Source organism: Pseudomonas sp. B2021 (assembly GCF_018135665.1).
GTDB lineage: Bacteria > Pseudomonadota > Gammaproteobacteria > Pseudomonadales > Pseudomonadaceae > Aquipseudomonas > Aquipseudomonas lactis.
The window spans coordinates 289051-308697 of record NZ_SMOF01000001.1; the positions used below are offsets into that span (position 1 = coordinate 289051).

The following is a 19647-nucleotide window of genomic DNA, read 5'->3' on the forward strand; positions in this document are numbered from 1 at the left end:
GAGCTTGTTTGGCTATCCACAATTGCTACGTAATAGCACGATCCGGTTTACTTTGGGTTGTCCGCTTGTGCTGTGTCTATCACCTTGAAGCGCAGAACGCCGATGACTTGCCCGTCTTCGGTGAGCACCTGCACCTGCCAGCGCCCCACGGCGTCACCCGGGAAGTTCTGCTTGTGGGTCCAGGCGCGATAGCCTTCCTTGCGCCCACCGTGGATGTCCAGGGCAATGCGGTCGACTTCCTGGCCGTTGAATTTCCACACATGGTAGATGCGCTCATCCAGCCCGCGTGGCGCGTTGATCGCGGTGTAGGCGTACAGCCCACCGCTGCGCAATTGGGCGGCGGTGACTTGCTTGAGGTCGTCGCCCGGCGTGCGGTCTTGCAGTTGGGTGCTGATGGCGACTTCGGTCATCCACAGGGTGGCGGGCGGTACCCAGCTGCGCAGGAACCAGCCGGCGCAGCCGATGGCGGCCGTTACCCCCAGCAGCATCGCCCAGCCCTTGAGGCTACGCAGCGGCAGGCTCACGGCCAGGCTGGGAATCGACAAGACCATGGCTACACCCAACGCCAGTTTGTAACTCTGGGCGGTGGTCAGGTGCATGATGATCGGCAGCGCGGTCAGCAACGCGGCGAACAGGGTCAGGGTGTGCAGGGCCAGGAACAGCGAGCGCTTGGGCGCCAGCCATTTGTAATACAGCGGGTCGATGATCGACACCAGCGCCGCCGCGCCCAGCAGGCCAGTGAACAGCGATTGGCCGCTGTTCCAAGCGGTGGTGACGAAAAAGAAGGGCAGCACGAAAAACAGACTTTCCTGGTGAATCATCTGGGTGGCGTAGCGCAGCAGCGGTTCAGGGATCTCGCGATTGAAGACCTTGGTGAACAGTTGCGTAAAGCTGTTCTCCAGCATCAGCCACAACCAGCTCACCAGCATGATCACCGCGATCCAACTGGCCATGCCCTGCTGGCGGTCTACCAGAATGAAGCTGCCGACCCCCGAGATGAAACCGCCGAGTGCAATCACCCCTGGGTAGCGCTTGATCAGTTCTATAACGCGCTGGATGAGGGGCGGCAAGTTCGGCATGGGCGGTTCACTGGTTGTGGGAAAAATCTCAGACAGAATAACGCCTTAGCCCGATATTCTGTGCGTCATTACTCAACAGGTTTGCGATAAAGCCTCAAGCCGATCAAACCAAGGATGATCAGGCCCAGCACGCCCGCACCGATCCAGGTCAACGCGTCATAACTCAACAGCGGTTTTTCGATGCGCCAGTAGCCCGGCTGCTGGAACGCTTCGCGCATGGCCTGGTTGGTTTGCGCCAGGCTTACAGCCTTGATGCGTTTGACCGGATCGCTGAAACGCCCGTTGCTGTAGTCGCCGGCCGCACTCCAATAATAGTCGGCCAGCGCGCTGTTGCCCTGCACCGCCCAAGCCTGCCGGGCAATGGCGGCTTGCTGCAGGCGTGTGAATACTGTTGGGTCGAGGCCGTCCTTGAGCAGTTGGGCCTTGAGGTCTTGCAAGACCTGCTCGGCTTCAGGGAGGTTTTCTCGCTCAAGGTCGGCATTCAAGCTGAGGAATCCAACGCCGCCGAGCACTTCGCGTTCTACCCAGGGGCCGTAGGACAAACCGTGCTTGAGGCGCAGTTGCCGGTACAGTGCCCAGTCGAGGTAATCCTTGAGCAGGTTGTAGGTTTCATCATGCTGGTCATCCAACACCGGCTCGGGGAACAGCCAGTGCAGCTTGGCGCCATCGCCCACCCAGCCGCGGATCAGGTCGCGGTGGCTGGCGGCGGTGTGCTGGATTTCCGGAAGCGGGCGATGTTCGCTCGGCTCCACGGGGTCGAGTTGACCATAGGTGCGTTCCAGGTAGGCAGGCAGCAGTTTGTCGAGATCGCCGACGACGATCAGGGTCATGTTGTTCGGCGCGTACCATTCGTTGCGCAGCTTCTCCAACTGATCGCGGGTGAGGTGGCTGACCTCGGCGCGTTCGGCGCACTTGAGGCCCAACTCCACGGCCAATTGGTTGCTGGCGCTGTGACCGAGGTCCTGGCGGTCCAGCAGGCGTTGCAAGTGTGAGTAATGGCCGCCGTCTTCGCGCTCCACCACCTGTTTGGCGGCGTTGATATGGGCGTCGGTCAGGCGCGTGCGCGTGAGGATTGCCAGCAGCAGGTCCAGCACCTTGCGTTGGTTCTGCGCGGGCGCCTCGATCACGAAGGTGGTATCGGCGTTGCTGGTGTAGGCGTTCCACTCGCCGCCCAGGGCTTGCATGCGGTCTTCGAGGTCGCCCTCGCCGCCGCCGTCGATGCCGCTGAACAGCAAGTGCTCGAACAAGTGCGGCAGTTCTTTTTCTTCGCAACCGAAGTCGTCCAGGCCCACACCAACCACCAGGCGAATAGCGACATGCCCACGCTCGGTGCCCGGTTTGAGCAGCAGTTGCAGGCCGTTGGGCAAGGTGTAGCCCTCGACTTGCAGACGGTCAAAGGCAAAGGCGTGTGCCGAGCCCAAGAGCAGGCAGGCGAGTAACAGGCGACGCATAACAAGCTTCCTGGCGAATGAGGTCCATTGTTAACTGACTTCGCTCGCGGGCGTACGTTCAGGGCGAATGGGTAATGTCGGCAATACTTTCAGCCGAGAGCGCGCCAGTGTCGGACGTTTCCAACACTACATAAGCACTGCTGCAAAACAATGAGTTCAAGCGTTTCATGTCGGCAATCAGTTCCAAGTGCAGGGAACTGGTTTCCAGGCTCTGCACGATCTTGCGCTGCAGGCGGCTGACATGGGCGTGGGCCAGGCGGCGTTCCTGGGCGCGGAAGCGGCGCTTTTCTCGCAGTAATTGGCGGGCGCTTTCCGGGTCGCCGCTGAGAAACACCGACAGGCCCAGGCGCAGGTTGGCGATCAACTGGCTGTGCAGGCCGCTGAGTTCCTCCAGGCCCACTTCGGAAAATTGCCGGCGCTGCGAGGTCTTCTGTTGCTGGACCTTGCGCAGCATGCGTTCGATCAGGTCACCGGCCAATTTCAAGTTGATCGACAGCTCGATGATCTCGGCCCAGCGGCGATTGTCTTGCTCACTGAGGTCTTCACGGGGCATTTGCGCCAGGTAGAGTTTGATCGCGCTGTAGAGCGCTTCGACGTCATCGCTCAGGCTGCGCATTTCTTGGGTAACGGCGGTTTGATTGCCGCGCAGCACTTCCTGCATCGAGGTAAGCATATTGTCGATCAAGTCGCCCAGGCGCAGGGTTTCGCGGGCGGCGTTCGCCAGGGCCAGGCTTGGGGTATTCAATGAGGCCAGGTCCAGATGGCGTGGCTTGGCTTTGCCATTGGTTTCGGGGCGTTCCGGCAGCAGCCATTCGCACAGGCGTGCCATCGGCCCGATGGTGGGCAACAGGATCAGGCAACGGCTGACGTTGTAGAGCAGGTGGAAGGTGATGACCATGCCCTGAACGCTGTAGTCCAGGCCGTCCATCCAGCCTACGAGCGGGTCGAGCACCGGAATGATCAGCAACAGACCGATCAATTTGTACAACAGGCTGCCCAGGGCCACTTGGCGACCGGCAGTGTTTTGCATGCTGGTGCTGAGAAAAGCCAGTACGCCGCTGCCGATGTTGGCGCCGATCACCAGGCCGATGGCCACGTGCAAGCCGATCACGCCGGCACCGGCCAGGGTGGCCGTGAGCAACACGGCGGCAAGGCTGGAGTAGGAAATCATCGCGAACAGCGCGCCGACCAGGGCGTCCAGCAAGATATCGCCGGTCAGCGAAGCGAAGATGACTTTGACGCCCTGGGCATGGGTAATGGGCCCGGCGGCTTCGACGATCAATTGCAGCGCGAGGATGATCAGGCCCAGGCCGATCCCGACCCGGCCCAACTGCCCTGCCCGCGTCTGTTTGCGCGACAGGAAGAAAATCACTCCGAGGAAGATCAGCAGCGGCGACAGCCAGGACAAATCGAACGTCAGCACCCGCGCCATCAAAGCCGTACCGACGTCGGCGCCAAGCATGGTGGCCAGGGCCGGCGTGAGGCTCATCAGCCCTTGGCCGACGAACGAAGTCACCAGCATCGCGGTGGCGTTACTGCTTTGCACCATGGCCGTCACCAGGATACCGGCGACAAATGCCAGCCAGCGCTTGGACATGTTCTGCCCGATGACTTGGCGCAAGTTGGAACCGTAGACCCGCAGGATGCCGGTTCGGACGATATGCGTGCCCCAGATAAGCAGGGTCACGGCGGAAAGCAGATTGAGCAAGGTCAGCATGCTCGGCCCCCCGTGTGGGTGCGCTCCAAAAGGAGCGAAGGAAAGTTACCGCGTGCCGCTCTACGTCTTGTACCTAAGCTGTAGTTGGCGAATGGGCTCTGCGCCAGCATCGCATAGCTAAACTTTGGATTGAAACAAAACTGTCATGAAGATCGTTCCCCACGCTCGGCGTGGGAACGCATCCTGTGACGCTCTGCGTCACTTTGCGGACGCGGAGCGTCCGAGAGGGCATTCCCACGCGGAGCGTGGGAACGATCACTCGCGGGTCAAATTTACTGACCCGGAATGTCCTTGCGCAGTTTCACTGGGTCCTGCTGTTTCTTCTTTTTCGCGATGGCGGTACGCATCTTGATGTTCACCGCTTCCACCGCCAGCGAGAACGCCATGGCGAAGTAGACGTAGCCTTTTGGCACGTGCACGTCGAAGGATTCTGCGATCAGCACGGTACCCACGACCAGCAGGAACGACAGCGCGAGCATTTTCAGCGACGGGTGCTTGTCGATGAATTCGCTGATAGTGCCGGCAGCCAGCATCATCACCAATACCGCAACGACGATGGCGGCAACCATCACCGGCACGTGGGAAACCATGCCGACGGCGGTAATCACCGAGTCCAGGGAGAACACGATGTCGATGATGGCGATCTGGATAATGGTGTAGATGAATTTGCCACCGGCGCCTTTGGGCTCGTCCTGGGTTTCATCTTCACCTTCCAGGGCGTGGTACATCTCCTGGGAGCTTTTCCACAGCAGGAACAGGCCACCGAAGAACAGGATCAGGTCGCGACCGGAGATGCCCTGGCCAAACACCACGAACAGGTCGGCGGTCAGTTGCATGACCCAGGTGATCGACAGCAGCAACAGGATGCGCGTGACCATGGCCAACGCCAGGCCGAAGATCCGAGTGCGCGCCTGCATATGCTTGGGCATGCGGCTGACCAGGATCGAAATCATGATGATGTTATCGATGCCCAGGACGATCTCAAGGGCCGTCAGGGTGAAGAAGGCAATCCAGATTTCCGGATTGGTCAGCCATTCCATGTGTATTCCTTTGAGCAAGTGTTAACCGCGCAAGCTGTAGCGCCGCGCGGTGAGTGAGTCGGTACGATTATAGAGTGCTGAACAGCGGAAAAATCCCCATCAGCAATGCGGCGAACATTATGCACAGGCACACCAGCACTGCCCACTTGAGCGTGAAGCGCTGGTGATCGCCGAATTCGATACCCGCCAGGGCAACCAGCAAGTACGTCGAGGGTACCAGTGGGCTGAGCAAATGCACGGGTTGCCCGACGATCGACGCCCGCGCCATTTCCACCGGGGTGATGCCGTAATGGCTGGCGGCTTCGGCCAGTACCGGCAGTACGCCGTAGTAGAACGCATCGTTGGACATGAAGAAGGTGAACGGCATGCTCACCAGCGCGGTGATCACCGCCAGGTAAGGGCCCATGGCTTCGGGGATGACTGCCAGCAGGCTCTTGGACATGGCGTCGACCATGCCGGTGCCCGACAGGATGCCCGTGAAGATACCGGCGGCGAAGATCAAACCCACCACCGCCAACACGCTACCGGCGTGAGCCGCGACGCGGTCTTTCTGCTGCTGCAGGCACGGGTAGTTGACGATCATGGCGATACTGAACGCCACCATGAACAGCACCGGCAGCGGCAACAGGCCGGCAATCAAGGTGCACATCAACGCCAGGGTCAGGGCGCCGTTGAACCAGATCAGTTTTGGGCGGCGAGCGTCGGGGAATTGCGACACGCTGATTTCGCTGTGGTCGATCTCGTCGCCCTGCAGGTGCAATTCACCCAGGCGCGCACGTTCGCGCTTGCCGTACATGTAGGCAATCACCAGGATCGCCACGACACCGGCGGCCATGGCCGGGATCATCGGTACGAAGATGTCCGACGGGTCTACATGCAGCGCACTGGCGGCGCGCGCCGTCGGGCCGCCCCAGGGGGTCATGTTCATCACGCCACCGGCGAGAATGATCAGGCCGGCCATGATCCGTGGGCTCATGCCGATGCGCTGGTACAGCGGCAGCATGGCCGCGACGCAGATCATGTAGGTGGTGGCACCGTCACCGTCCAGGGATACCACCAACGCGAGCACGGCAGTGCCGACCGACACCTTGAGGGGGTCGCCCTTGACCATCTTGAGGATCTTGCGCACGGCCGGGTCGAACAGGCCGGAGTCGATCATCAAAGCAAAATAGAGGATGGCGAACATCAACATCACGCCGGTCGGCGCAAGCTTGGTGATGCCTTCGAGCATCATCGGGCCGATCTTCGGTGCGAAACCGCCGAACAGCGCGAACAGGATCGGCACGATGATCAAGGCGATCAGCGCGGACAGGCGCTTGGTCATGATCAGGAACATGAACGTGATGACCATGGCAAAGCCAAGGAAAGTCAGCATAGGAATACTCCAGGCGTAGCGCGGCTAGGGAATGGCGGACCGAGTGGCGGTCAGCGCAGAACGAAAGGCACGAGGCGTACGGGTGGAGTTGGAGCGAACAGGCGGGTACGAGCGGACATCGGGAATCACCATTGTTGTTGTTAACAGCCGGTCTGTTGCCGGCAGTGGAGGCGATCCTAGACGGGGAAGCTTTCAGCCAGCTTTCGCTGGGAAAACAGCTGATGAAGGGCAGGCACCAATCTTCAGGTTGGCGCAGAACAAAATGTGGGAGCTGGCTTGCCTGCGATGGCGGTGTATCAGCCAATATCTCTTATGGCTGTGACGCCGTCATCGCAGGCAAGCCAGCTCCCACATTTGGAAGGTGGTTGCTAATAAAATTCAGGGCAGTTCGAGGCCGCCGGCGGCTTTATGCAGCGCCCGCAAATGCTCACCCACTTGTTTGAGGTTGGCCTCACAGGCGGCAATCTCGGCGGCGCGAGACGGATCGAGCAGCGCCCTCACCTCCTTATCCAGCTCGCCGGTCAACGACTGCAACTGCTTCTGGCGTTCGGCGCTTTCTGATTCCAGGCGCTTGGCTTCCGAAGGTTGCGGCAGGCCATAACCCCCACTGTCCAGCAACTCGGCCGGGCGGCTCAGAAAGCCACTGTTGGCGAGAATTTGCTGCAGCGTGTTGTTGGCTTTCTCCATGCCGCCGTATTTCAGCTCGCGGGCATTGAGATAGCGTTGTTTGACCTCATCCTGGGCGAGCATCAGTTGTTTGCGATAGCTGGCCTGCTCCAGCAGCAACAGTGCGGCGCTGGTACGCAGGTCGGCCTGGGCAAACCATTGGCGACGCGCTTGCGCGTCCAGGGACAACCAGTCTTCGACTTGGGTCTGCTTGATAGGCAGTTGCTTGCGTAGCACATCGAACATGGCCTGGTAGCGCTCGCGGAACGAGTCGAAGTGATACCCCAGGCGCAGGGCTTCGCGCTTGTCGTTCAATACACTGGTATCGGCCAGGCCGCGGGCGCTGAGCACTTCCAGCAAGCCGTTGGGGGTGATGTTGTCCAGGCCGGTCAATTGCGGGTTGGCACTGCCACTGCGCAACAGTTTCAGGCTTTCGACCGCACAGTTGTTGGAAATGAAGAAGTAGTTGCCGTCGTAGCTCCAGTGCATCTCGGCGGCATGTTCGACGGTGTCGTTGATTTCCTGGCGGCTGAGCTTCAGTGGCACCGACGCCAGGCCACGCAGTTCGGTCTTGGTGTACTCATCAATGACCTGGGCCAGCGGCAGCACGAACAGCCGTGACGGGTATTTGCCCACCAGGCCATCCCAGCTCGACAGCTGAACGTCACCGACGAAGGCGCGATAAGACAAGACCAGGTGCCGGTCCAGATCTAGCCGGCAATCCGGGCCACGCGGGCGGCCCGGGGCGCAAATCACCAGGCGCAACATGCTGTGGCCCCAACGGCTCACCAGGTTCTGGTTGGCTTCGGCCAGCAAATAGTCGATTTCATACACGCGTTCCGGATCGATCTGGCCCAGGGGCGTCTTGGCGAAATCGTTGCCTGCGTTCAGGAAGGCATAGGTGCTGGCGCAGGTGTCCTGTTCGGGTGGAGCCCAGCCGAAGTGATCCTTGTAATAACGGAACAGCGCGGGGCGGCGACAGGCGTAGCTGGGGTCCAGGAGGAAGTACTCCATGTTGACCGCCACGAACTCCAGCGGGCTGGTGGTTTCGTAGATGTCCGGGCTGCGTACCACCTGATGGTTGTGCTGCTCACGCTCGCCGCGCCGACCCACATATTGTGGCCAGCCGGCAAGGTCCAGCAGGCGCGGGTCGTCACTGAGGGTAAAGCGGCGGTCGTTCTGGCCACGGCACTGGTCGGGCAAGCCGATCAAGCCGGTGATGTTGTTCTGACGGCTGCAGCGTTGGATCAGCGTGCGCTCGTCCTTGGACCACAGGCGCGCACGGTCATAGATGTGGGTCAGTTCATGCAGCACGGTGGCGAGCATTTCCCGGCGCACAGTACCGTGGGGGCGATTGGTTTTCTGGGTGGCGGCACTGCCGTCAGTCAGGCTGGCGAGCAGGTTCTGGTTGAGGTCCAGTTCTGACACCAGGGATGCCTGGCCGTAAGCGTTTTCAGGCATCTTGTCGGTCCAGCCGACATCAATACGTCGATCCAACTGCTCGACAAAGCGCGGCGGTAAGGAGCGCAGCGCTTCATCGAGCAGTGCCTGGCTGGCCTGCTGTTCGGCCGGGCTCAAGCCTTCGGTCTTGAGCCGCAGTTGCAGGCCGGCCTGGGCCGTACTTGCGCACAGCAGCACGGCCCCGGCCAGGAGCCAGGTTTTGAAGCGCCTCACAGAGCGAGGATAGCTTCTGCGAGGGTCTGGTCGCTGGCATCACGGGCTTCTGGCACGCGGGTGCGAAGGGTATCGAACGCGGCTTCCAGCTGGGCGCCACGGATCTCGCCATTGGTGGCGACAAAACTGGCGGCGTCATCGTGGGCTTCGCGCACGATCTTGGAGTCGCGGATGGAGGTGGTGGTGTCCGAGGTGAAATCAATGGTGCGTGCCGAGGCACGCACGACGATGTTGCTGGTGGCCTTCAAGGTTTGCGCCTGGGCGACATCGGCCAAAAACAGCAGGCCGAGGGCGGCGACGATCAGCGGGCTACGCATGGGATGACTCCAATGACAAAGATAGAAATACAACGATGATTATTGGACGAGAATTGCCTGCGCCAGTTCAAGGTCGCTTGCATGAAGTTTTGGCTGGGTACGGCGTAGATAGTCCAGCGCGGACTCCAGGCGTGCGCCCCGCCATTGGCCGTCAGTGGCAATGAAAGCGGCAGCATCATCCCGAGCGGCCAGGACCAACTTATTGTCGAACGGCGCAGAGGTCACTTTGCTGGTGGCATACACGCTGACAACCGTGCTCTGGGTGGACACATCCAACGCTGAAGCCATGGGTGACCAGCAGGCGCAAAACAGTACAGGAACAATCAATAAACGGTATGAAAAAGCCATGGGACTCGACAATGGAAAGCGAGCGCCAAGGCTAGCGCAACCGCCGGGCGAGAGCCAGCGTCGAGCCATTCGGGAGCGGCGGGCGCTCCCGTCTGGTTGCCGTGGGTCAGATAGCCAGGATGGCCTGAGCCAGCTGTGCATCGGTAGCGGTATTCAATTGCGGCGCTTGTTGGCGGATCTGGGCCAGGGCGCTTTCCAGTTTCACGCCACGGATGGCGCCTTCGCTGGCGACAAAGCTGGCGGCGTCGTCACGGGCCGCTTGTACGACCTTGTTGTCGCGCAGGGATGAGGTGGCGTCAGACGTAGCATCGGAGGTTGCCTTCAGAGCGCCGACGATCGAGTCGGTCGTCATGATCAGGCTGCTCGCGTTGGCATTGGCAGCCAGGGTCAGCACAGCGGCAGTGCACAGCAGGCGAAGACGGGACATGGGGTAACTCCTGTAGACGAATAATAAGGTGGCGCGAAACGGCCACAATGAAACGGACTGGGACTGTCGAGCATCAGACGCACGCTCTACAGGGTTCGCCACGTGGTGAACCGATATTAGGCGTGTGCCCAGCTATTCGGAAGCCTGTAATTAAACTGTACCTGTCATATTTTATTAATTTAAAACTGTATCTGTGTGCTTGAATCGAGCCAATCCAATGCGCTATCGCAGATACAACAAAGCCCGCCTCCGGTTACCCGGGGCGGGCTTTGCTTTGACAAATCAGGGTGCTGGCAGTGGACCCGTCAGGTCAGGGCCAGCGGGCGCCACTTAGCGCCAGAACGGCTTGCTCAGCTCTTCGTAGCGTTGAGCTTCGCTGATACCGGCGTCAGCCAGCAGACGCGAATCCAGGCGAGCCAGTTGGTGGCGGCTGGAGATGCGGCGCTGCCACAACATCAGGTTGGCGAGAACGCGCAAAGGCAGGGAAGCCTGGGTGTTTACAGCTTTTTCTTCGATGAACAGTTCGGAACTGAGTGTACGTTCCATGATGACATCCTTCCGCTTGTGGCGGGATTAGGTAGTGGTTTAACTGATGCCAATGATCCTCCTCCAGCGCAAGACTCTCTAGATACAGTTCACCTGTATTGTGAGAGGCCAGTTAACTGTTTAAGAGGGCTGTACGGTACGAAATTGGGGCAACTGTACCTGTGCGCACTTAAAAGGTGCGAAATAGGCGTTTTTAAGCTGAGGCGTGGGATATTTCGGTAGGAAATGACCAGTACAGCAGTACAGTTTTTTCCAGAAGTACGAGTGGGTTCACCGAGCTGATGAAACTGTATTTGCATCAGCCCGGATCTGTATTCATCAAGCCACGAGCATGTGCCCGGTTTCTTCCAGGTTAATGTGCCAACTCAGTGCTTCGCGCAAGATGTGCGGGGTATGCCCACCGATGGCGCAGGCGGCATCGAAGTAAGTGTTCAGGGCATCGCGGTAGGCTGGGTGCACGCAGTTATCGATGATGACCCGAGCGCGCTCCCGTGGCGCCAGGCCCCGCAGGTCGGCAAGGCCTACTTCGGTGACGAGAATGTCCACGTCATGCTCGGTGTGATCCACATGGCTGACCATCGGTACCACGCTGGAAATTGCGCCGCCCTTGGCAATGGACTTGGTGACGAAGATCGCCAGGTGCGCATTGCGGGCGAAATCCCCGGAGCCGCCGATGCCGTTCATCATCCGCGTGCCGCAGACGTGGGTGGAGTTGACGTTGCCGTAGATATCGAACTCCAGCGCGGTATTGATACCGATGATGCCCAGGCGCCGTACCACTTCAGGGTGGTTGGAAATTTCCTGCGGGCGCAGCACCAATTTGTCCTTGTAGTGCTCCAGGTTGCCGAACACATCGGCATTACGCCGCTCCGACAAGGTAATCGAACTGCCGGAGGCAAAGCTCAGCTTGCCGGCGTCGATCAGGTCGAAGGTCGAATCCTGCAACACTTCCGAGTACATGGTCAGGTCTTCGAACGGCGACTCGATCAGCCCGCACATCACCGCGTTGGCAATATTACCGATGCCGGCTTGCAGCGGGCCGAGCTTGTTGGTCATGCGCCCGGCATCGACTTCTTGCTTGAGGAAGTTGATCAGGTGGTTGGCGATGCCTTGGGTGTCGCTATCAGGCGGCGTTACCGTGGAGGCGGAGTCCGCCTGGTTGGTGATGACGATGGCGACGATTTTCTCGGGTGGGATCGGAATCGCAGTGCTGCCAATGCGGTCGTCGACTTTCACCAGCGGGATCGGCGTGCGCGTCGGCCGGTAGGTCGGGATGTAGATGTCGTGCAGCCCTTCCAGGTTCGGGTTGTGCGCCAGGTTGATCTCGACGATCACCTGTTTGGCAAAAATCGCGAAGCTGGCCGAGTTGCCTACGGAGGTGGTGGGCACGATATGCCCCTGCTCAGTGATCGCGACGGCTTCGATCACGGCGATGTCGGGCAATTTGAGCTGATTGTTGCGCAGTTGCTCGACGGTTTCCGACAGGTGCTGGTCGATAAACATCACCTCGCCGGCATTGATCGCCTTGCGCAGGGTGCTGTCGACTTGAAAGGGCATGCGTCGTGACAGTACGCCGGCTTCGGTCAACTGCTTGTCCAGGTCATTGCCCAGGCTCGCGCCGGTCATCAGCGTGATTTTGAGCGGCGAAGTCTTGGCGCGTTCGGCCAGGGCGTGGGGGACGGCCTTGGCTTCACCGGCACGGGTGAAGCCGCTCATGCCGACGGTCATGCCGTCCTCGATCAGTGCAGCGGCGTCTGCCGCGCTCATGACCTTGTTCAACAACGAAGGCAAGCGGATACGATCACGGTACATGAATTGTTATCTCTGGCTACGGAAAGCAAGGTGGGCAGTGTAGTGATTTCAAAAAGTTTCGGCCCGCTACCATGGTCGAATGCCAGGTCGCGATTTAGAGCCTTTGGTCGGGTTTCATGTGTGTGCAAAGCGGGACGCAGAGCATCCCGGGACGCGTTCCCACGCAGAGCTTGGGAACCATAAAAAAACCCCAGCCTACAGCAGGCCAGGGTTTCGGGTATTGCGCTGGCGCAGTGTTATTCGACGGCTTTGACCATGTCTTCGATGACCTTTTTGGCATCACCGAAGACCATCATGGTCTTGTCCAGGTAGAACAACTCGTTATCCAGGCCGGCGTAGCCGCTGGCCATCGAGCGCTTGTTGACGATGATGGTCTTGGCCTTGAACGCCTCGAGAATCGGCATACCGGCGATGGGGGAGTTCGGGTCGTTCTTGGCAGCCGGGTTGACCACGTCGTTCGCGCCCAGCACCAGCACCACGTCGGCCTGGCCGAACTCGGAGTTGATGTCTTCCATCTCGAACACCTGGTCGTAGGGCACTTCGGCCTCGGCCAGCAATACGTTCATGTGCCCCGGCATACGGCCCGCCACCGGGTGGATCGCGTACTTCACGGTGACGCCGCGGTGGGTCAGCTTCTCGGTCAGCTCCTTGAGCGCGTGTTGTGCCCGCGCGACCGCAAGGCCGTAGCCTGGGACGATAATCACGGTATCGGCATTGGTCAGCAGGAAGGTGGCGTCATCCGCGGAGCCGGACTTCACCGGGCGTGCTTCTTTGGAGCCCGCCGCGGCGCCAGCATCCGGCGCATTGCCGAAACCGCCCAACAGCACATTAAAGAAGGAGCGGTTCATCGCCTTGCACATGATGTACGACAGGATCGCGCCGCTGGAGCCCACCAGGGAACCAGCGATGATCAGCATCGAGTTGTTCAGCGAGAAACCGATGCCCGCCGCTGCCCAGCCGGAATAGCTGTTGAGCATCGACACCACCACGGGCATGTCGGCGCCGCCAATCGGGATGATGATCAGCACACCCAGTACAAAGGCCAAGGCCAGCATCAGCGCGAACGCAGTGAGGTTGCCGGTGAACATGAACGCCAGGCCCAGGCCCAGGGTTGCGAGGCCGAGCACCAGGTTCAGTTTGTGTTGCCCGCCGAACTGTACCGGTGCGCCCTGGAACAGGCGGAACTTGTACTTGCCCGACAGCTTGCCGAACGCGATCACCGAGCCGGAGAAGGTGATAGCACCGATGGCAGCACCGAGGAACAGTTCCAGGCGGTTACCGGCCGGGATCGAATCGCCCAACTGCTTGACGATGCCCAGGGACTGCGGTTCGACCACGGCGGCAATGGCGATGAACACCGCTGCCAGGCCGATCATGCTGTGCATGAAGGCGACCAGCTCTGGCATCTTGGTCATTTCGACGCGCTTGGCCATGATCGAGCCGGCGGTGCCGCCGACCAGTAGGCCAACGATGACGTAGCCGATACCGGCAGTCGCCAGTTCAGCCCCCAGCTTATAGATGAGGCCGACGGTGGTGAGCACCGCCAGCGCCATGCCGAGCATGCCGAACAGGTTGCCGCGCCGCGAAGTGGTCGGGTGCGAGAGGCCTTTGAGGGCCTGGATGAAACAGATCGACGCGATCAGGTAGAGCGTCGTCACGAGATTCATGCTCATTACTTGGGCGCCTCTTCTTTTACTTTCGGGGCTTTCTTCTTGAACATCTCAAGCATCCTGCGGGTGACCAAGAAGCCACCGAAGACATTCACCGCCGCCAGGGCCACGGCCAGTGTGCCCATAGTCTTACCCAACGGCGTGACGGTCAGCGCGGCAGCCAGCATGGCGCCGACGATAACAATCGCGGAAATGGCGTTGGTCACGGCCATCAGCGGCGTGTGCAATGCGGGTGTTACGTTCCAGACCACGTGATAACCGACATAAATCGCCAGCACAAAGATGATCAGGTTGTAGATACCGGGGGAGATAAGCTCTTCCATCGTCTGAGTCCCTGCTTAGGCGTTTTTGCGGATGACTTGGCCGTCGCGGCACATCAGGCACGCGGCGACGATGTCGTCTTCGAGGTTGATTTCAAACTGCCCTTCCTTGGTGAAGACCAGCTTCAGGAAGTCCAGCAGGTTGCGCGCATACAAGGCAGAGGCGTCGGCGGCGACCGCACCTGCCAGGTTGGTCGGGCCGCAGATGATCACGCCGTTTTCCACCACGACCTGGTCGGCCACAGTCAGCGGGCAGTTGCCACCCTGGGCTGCAGCGAGGTCGATGACCACCGAGCCGGGTTTCATCTGCGCCACGGTATCGGCGCTCAGCAGGGTCGGAGCCTTGCGGCCCGGAATCAGGGCGGTGGTGATGACGATGTCGGCCTGTTTGGCGCGTTCGTGCACGGCCAGGGCCTGGCGCTGCATCCAACTGCTGGGCATCGGGCGCGCGTAGCCGCCGACACCAACGGCGCATTCACGCTCTTCATCGGTTTCGTACGGTACGTCGACAAACTTGGCGCCCAGGGATTCGATCTGCTCCTTTACCGCCGGGCGTACGTCGGACGCTTCGATCACCGCGCCCAGGCGCTTGGCCGTGGCGATGGCTTGCAGGCCTGCCACACCGGCGCCGAGGATCAGTACGCGCGCGGCTTTTACAGTGCCAGCGGCAGTCATCAGCATCGGCATGAAGCGCGGGTAGTGATGAGCGGCCAGTAACACGGCCTTGTAACCGGCGATGTTGGCCTGCGAAGACAGCACATCAAGGCTTTGGGCGCGTGAAGTGCGCGGCGCGGCTTCCAGGGCGAAAGCGGTGATGCCGCGCTCGGCGAGCTTGGCGATGGTTTCGTTGCTGAACGGGTTGAGCATGCCCACCAACACGGTGCCACTTTTGATCAGCGCCAGTTCGCTGTCGCTGGGGGCAACCACTTTAAGGATCAGCTCGGCGCCAAACGCGTCGTTGGCACTGCCAATGGTGGCGCCTGCCGTTTCATAGGCACTGTCGACGATGCTGGCATTGATGCCTGCGCCGCTTTGTACAGTGACCTTATGGCCCTGGCCGATCAGCTTCTTGATGGTTTCCGGGGTGGCAGCCACCCGCGTTTCACCGGTCTGGGTTTCGAGAGGAACACCAATGTGCACGTCAAATCTCCTGCATGATCTTTTTGCTTTTGATCTTTTTGTAAAAAGGCCAGTGCACCGCGAGTGGCGCAACTGGGGCGGCCGATCAGCACGATCCCGCTGAAATGACAGCGGGGCGCGGCATTTTGCAGGCGAACTTTACGGCCATCAAGGGATTATGACGGGTGACGAAAAATTAACTACAAGTCACCCTGTGACTGATTGTCGCAACAAGCTGAAATAACCTCTTTAAATACAGGCCTTTAAAGGTGTTCAGGCGTTTTCGGTCCGTTTTTCCATTGCCAGTGTGAATAGTCGTGCATTGGCCGGTAAGAGTCGCTAAGAGCCATGAGATACATGGCTTTTAGCCTTATTTTTGGCTGACAAGTACAGTCTGTTTAAATGCGACATATACGTACATCTGTAGGTTCTGAATTTATTTGACTACAAAGTCAGCACTTGCGTTGTGTCCTTCATTTACATGGGTTGTAGCGTCTTGACTGGTCGAGCAGCCAGTCCCTGAATGCATGCAGAGAAGCGGATTCGACCTTTTTGTCAGGAATCATCAGGTAATAAGCCTTTTCGCTGGTCAGTGCTTCGGTGCTGGCGATTGCCAGTTGTTGCTCCTTCAGCTCCCGCTGTATGAGGAAGGGAGGAATCAGTGCGATGCCCATGTCATGCATGGCCGCTTGAGACAGCATCGAGAATAGCTCGTATCGAGGGCCTGTCATGTCGCGAGGGATGTTCAGTTGTTGGGCGTTGAACCATTGGCGCCAGGCGTAGGGACGTGTGGTCTGCTGCAGCAGGGGCAGCTCGGCGATCTGTTGAGGGGTGAAATGCGTGCGGTCGCCGAGTAAGCGCGGGCTGCATACCGGTACCGGGTTTTCGCCCATTAACCGGTGGGATTGCGTACCCGACCAATCGGCATCCCCGAAGTAGATCGCCGCATCGAACTCGGTATCAGCGAACAGGAAGGGGCGCGTGCGGTTTGTCAGGTTCACCGTGACTTCCGGGTGCTGGTGTTGAAAGTCTTTCAGGCGTGGGATCAGCCACTGCGTGCCGAAGGTGGGCACCACCGCCAGTTCGATGACATTGGCGCCTTGCTGGCCCATCACCGACAAGGTGTCGCGCTCTACGGCGTCCAGTTGCGTTGCAACCCTGCGGCTATAAGACAGCCCCGCCTCCGTCAGCTTCACTCCACGGCGTGAGCGGCGAAACAGCTCGACACTCAAAAACTCCTCCAGGCTGGCGATCTGTCGGCAAATCGCGCCTTGGGTGATGGAAAGCTCCAGTGCTGCCTTGGTAAAGCTCTCGTGCCGGGCTGCTGCCTCAAAGCTGATGAGTGCGGTGGTACTGGGGATTTTCCGGCGCATGTACGTTGCCCTCACAGATAAAGCGCATTTCTGCGCTTTTTTAGTGTTACGAAGTGAGAAATTAGCACAAGCCTATGCAAAAACCTCGTTTGCCCTCTGCGCTGACCGCGCCTAGTCTGGTTCCACGACTTCTGATTTTTTCCGCGAGGACTTATTCATGGCTGGCAAGGCAAGCTTCAACTGGATCGATCCACTGCTGCTGGATCAACAGCTCACCGAAGAAGAGCGCATGGTGCGTGACAGCGCCGAGCAATTTGCTCAGGACAAGCTGGCTCCTCGTGTGCTCGAAGCCTTCCGTCATGAAAAGACAGACCCCGCTATTTTCCGTGAGATGGGCGAGACCGGTTTGCTGGGGGCGATGATCCCTGAGCAGTACGGTGGCAGTGGTTTGAACTACGTCAGCTACGGTTTGATTGCGCGTGAGGTCGAGCGTGTCGACTCCGGCTATCGCTCGATGATGAGTGTGCAGTCTTCCCTGGTCATGGTGCCGATCAATGAGTTTGGTACCGAGGCGCAAAAACAGAAGTACTTGCCCAAACTGGCCTCTGGTGAATGGATCGGTTGCTTCGGGCTGACCGAGCCCAACCATGGTTCCGACCCGGGTGCGATGATTACTCGTGCACGCAAAGTGGATGGCGGCTACAGCCTGACCGGCGCGAAGATGTGGATTACCAACAGTCCGATTGCGGATGTGTTTGTTGTGTGGGGCAAAGACGATGCAGGTGATATCCGTGGCTTCGTCCTGGAAAAAGGCTGGAAAGGCCTGAGCGCTCCCGCTATCCACGGCAAGGTGGGTCTGCGGGCCTCGATTACCGGTGAAATCGTCATGGATAACGTATTTGTGCCGGAAGAAAATATCTTCCCGGATGTGCGTGGCTTGAAAGGGCCTTTTACCTGCCTCAACTCGGCACGGTACGGGATTTCCTGGGGGGCGCTGGGGGCTGCTGAGTTCTGCTGGCATACCGCGCGGCAGTACACACTTGATCGCCAGCAGTTTGGTCGCCCACTAGCTGCCACTCAACTGATCCAGAAGAAGCTGGCAGACATGCAGACCGAGATTACCTTGGCCCTGCAAGGTTGCCTGCGCCTGGGTCGGATGAAGGATGAGGGTACGGCGGCGGTTGAGATCACATCGATCATGAAGCGTAACTCGTGTGGCAAGTCATTGGATATCGCGCGCATGGCCCGGGACATGCTGGGCGGCAACGGTATCTCCGACGAATTCGGAGTGGCGCGCCACTTGGTCAACCTGGAAGTGGTCAACACCTATGAAGGGACCCATGACGTGCATGCCTTGATTCTGGGGCGCGCGCAAACCGGTCTTCAAGCGTTCTATTAATAGGAGCATGGGCATGGGCGCGCTTTCGCATCTGCGAGTGCTGGATTTGTCGCGAGTACTCGCGGGCCCTTGGTCCGGGCAGATTCTTGCAGACCTTGGGGCCGAGGTGATCAAGGTCGAAAGGCCGGGCAGCGGCGATGACACGCGCGCTTGGGGGCCGCCCTTCCTTAAGGGTGCGGATGGCGAGAATACCAGTGAGGCGGCGTATTACCTGTCGGCCAACCGTAATAAAGAGTCGGTGACCATCGACTTTACGCGGCCGGAAGGCCAGAAACTGGTACGCGATCTGGCTGCCAAGTCCGACATACTGATCGAAAACTTCAAGGTGGGCGGCCTTGCGGCGTATGGGCTGGACTATGAATCCCTCAAAGAGGTCAACCCGGAGCTGATTTACTGTTCCATCACGGGGTTTGGTCAGACGGGCCCTTATGCGATGCGCGCCGGCTACGATTTCATGATCCAGGGTCTGGGTGGGCTCATGAGCCTGACGGGGCGGCCTGAAGGGGATGAAGGTGCCGGGCCGGTAAAGGTTGGGGTAGCCTTGACTGATATCTTGACCGGGCTTTATTCGACCGTGGCGATCCTGGCTGCGCTAGCTCATCGCGATCACGATGGTGGTGGGCAACATATCGACATGGCGTTGCTGGATGTGCAGGTGGCTTGCCTGGCGAATCAGGCAATGAATTACCTGACAACTGGGATGCCGCCCAAGCGCTTGGGAAATGCTCACCCTAATATTGTGCCCTATCAGGATTTCCCCACTGCCGATGGAGATTTCATCCTCACCGTAGGCAATGACGGGCAGTTCCGTAAGTTCGCTGAAGTCGCCGGGCAGCCACAATGGGCGGATGACGTGCGTTTCGCCACTAATCGCGCGCGGGTGGCTAATCGCACGGAGCTGATTCCTTTGATCCGTCAAGCGACGGTCTTCAAGACGACCGCTGAGTGGGTGTCGCAGCTGGAGCAAGTGGGCGTGCCATGTGGGCCGATCAATGATCTGGCGCAGGTGTTTTCCGATCCGCAGGTCCAGGCGCGTGGTTTGGGGATTGAGCTGCCTCACGCATTGGCGGGGACGGTGCCCCAGGTTGCGAGCCCGATACGCTTATCCAAGACGCCTGTTGAGTACCGGAGTGCGCCTCCTCTATTGGGGGAGCATACGCTTGAGGTGCTGCAGGGGGTTCTGGGGCTGGGAGCTGCTCATGTGGCCGCATTGAAGGAGGCGGGTGTTATTTGAGCGTTCCCTTCTATATAGAAGCGCACTGGTGAGCTGGTTGTTTTTTAACCGAAGCTAACTTATTGATAGGAAAGCAAAATTAAGAGTTGACGGCGAATTATATCTGTCTATAATTCGCCCCACTTCCGGCGCAGTCGAAA

17 protein-coding genes are annotated in these 19647 nt (G+C 59.5%); 2 read left to right on the top strand and 15 right to left on the bottom strand.

Annotation, left to right across the window (positions count from 1 at the left end):
- Positions 1-47: 47 nt before the first annotated feature.
- From E1K68_RS01300 to E1K68_RS01370, 15 genes are all read right to left on the bottom strand, one after another.
- Entirely contained in the window at positions 48-1079 is a 1032-nt protein-coding gene (locus E1K68_RS01300; protein WP_003187399.1) for a DUF5924 family protein, read from the bottom strand.
- 68 nt (positions 1080-1147) lie between these two features.
- Entirely contained in the window at positions 1148-2530 is a 1383-nt protein-coding gene (locus E1K68_RS01305; protein WP_003187401.1) for a pitrilysin family protein, read from the bottom strand.
- 58 nt (positions 2531-2588) lie between these two features.
- A complete protein-coding gene (locus E1K68_RS01310) occupies positions 2589-4247 on the bottom strand; it encodes a Na/Pi cotransporter family protein (protein ID WP_003187402.1) in 1659 nt (552 codons plus the stop codon).
- A 272-nt stretch (positions 4248-4519) separates the two neighbouring features.
- Complete coding sequence (locus E1K68_RS01315; RefSeq protein WP_003187403.1) at positions 4520-5287, bottom strand: TerC family protein; 768 nt, start codon at positions 5285-5287, stop codon at positions 4520-4522.
- A 67-nt stretch (positions 5288-5354) separates the two neighbouring features.
- Positions 5355-6662: a CitMHS family transporter gene (locus E1K68_RS01320; protein ID WP_212613684.1), complete on the bottom strand. Its 1308-nt coding sequence runs from the start codon at positions 6660-6662 to the stop codon at positions 5355-5357.
- A gap of 378 nt (positions 6663-7040) precedes the next feature.
- Complete coding sequence (locus E1K68_RS01325; protein ID WP_212613685.1) at positions 7041-9002, bottom strand: DUF4105 domain-containing protein; 1962 nt, start codon at positions 9000-9002, stop codon at positions 7041-7043.
- Positions 8999-9319, bottom strand: coding sequence for a DUF2388 domain-containing protein (locus E1K68_RS01330; RefSeq protein ID WP_003187408.1), 321 nt, complete (start codon positions 9317-9319; stop codon positions 8999-9001). The genes E1K68_RS01325 and E1K68_RS01330 overlap by 4 nt, the downstream gene beginning before the upstream one ends.
- A gap of 39 nt (positions 9320-9358) precedes the next feature.
- Positions 9359-9667: a DUF2388 domain-containing protein gene (locus tag E1K68_RS01335; RefSeq protein ID WP_014716356.1), complete on the bottom strand. Its 309-nt coding sequence runs from the start codon at positions 9665-9667 to the stop codon at positions 9359-9361.
- 106 nt (positions 9668-9773) lie between these two features.
- A complete protein-coding gene (locus E1K68_RS01340; RefSeq protein WP_034136006.1) occupies positions 9774-10094 on the bottom strand; it encodes a DUF2388 domain-containing protein in 321 nt (106 codons plus the stop codon).
- A 330-nt stretch (positions 10095-10424) separates the two neighbouring features.
- Entirely contained in the window at positions 10425-10640 is a 216-nt protein-coding gene (locus tag E1K68_RS01345) for a DUF1127 domain-containing protein (RefSeq protein ID WP_212613686.1), read from the bottom strand.
- Between the two features lie 318 nt (positions 10641-10958).
- Positions 10959-12452 (bottom strand): acetyl-CoA hydrolase/transferase family protein, encoded by a 1494-nt coding sequence (locus E1K68_RS01350; protein WP_212613687.1) that lies wholly within the window; start codon positions 12450-12452, stop codon positions 10959-10961.
- Between the two features lie 236 nt (positions 12453-12688).
- A complete protein-coding gene (locus E1K68_RS01355) occupies positions 12689-14125 on the bottom strand; it encodes an NAD(P)(+) transhydrogenase (Re/Si-specific) subunit beta (RefSeq protein WP_003187415.1) in 1437 nt (478 codons plus the stop codon).
- A complete protein-coding gene (locus E1K68_RS01360) occupies positions 14125-14445 on the bottom strand; it encodes an NAD(P) transhydrogenase subunit alpha (protein ID WP_003187417.1) in 321 nt (106 codons plus the stop codon). The genes E1K68_RS01355 and E1K68_RS01360 overlap by 1 nt, the downstream gene beginning before the upstream one ends.
- A gap of 15 nt (positions 14446-14460) precedes the next feature.
- On the bottom strand, positions 14461-15582 hold the full coding sequence (locus E1K68_RS01365) for a Re/Si-specific NAD(P)(+) transhydrogenase subunit alpha (RefSeq protein ID WP_003187419.1): 1122 nt from the start codon (positions 15580-15582) through the stop codon (positions 14461-14463).
- A 452-nt stretch (positions 15583-16034) separates the two neighbouring features.
- Complete coding sequence (locus E1K68_RS01370) at positions 16035-16934, bottom strand: LysR family transcriptional regulator (protein WP_212613688.1); 900 nt, start codon at positions 16932-16934, stop codon at positions 16035-16037.
- A 157-nt stretch (positions 16935-17091) separates the two neighbouring features.
- Between E1K68_RS01370 and E1K68_RS01375 the strand changes: the two genes are divergently transcribed.
- A complete protein-coding gene (locus E1K68_RS01375) occupies positions 17092-18273 on the top strand; it encodes an acyl-CoA dehydrogenase (protein WP_003187423.1) in 1182 nt (393 codons plus the stop codon).
- Between the two features lie 13 nt (positions 18274-18286).
- Complete coding sequence (locus tag E1K68_RS01380; RefSeq protein WP_212613689.1) at positions 18287-19507, top strand: CaiB/BaiF CoA-transferase family protein; 1221 nt, start codon at positions 18287-18289, stop codon at positions 19505-19507.
- Positions 19508-19647: the final 140 nt, after the last annotated feature.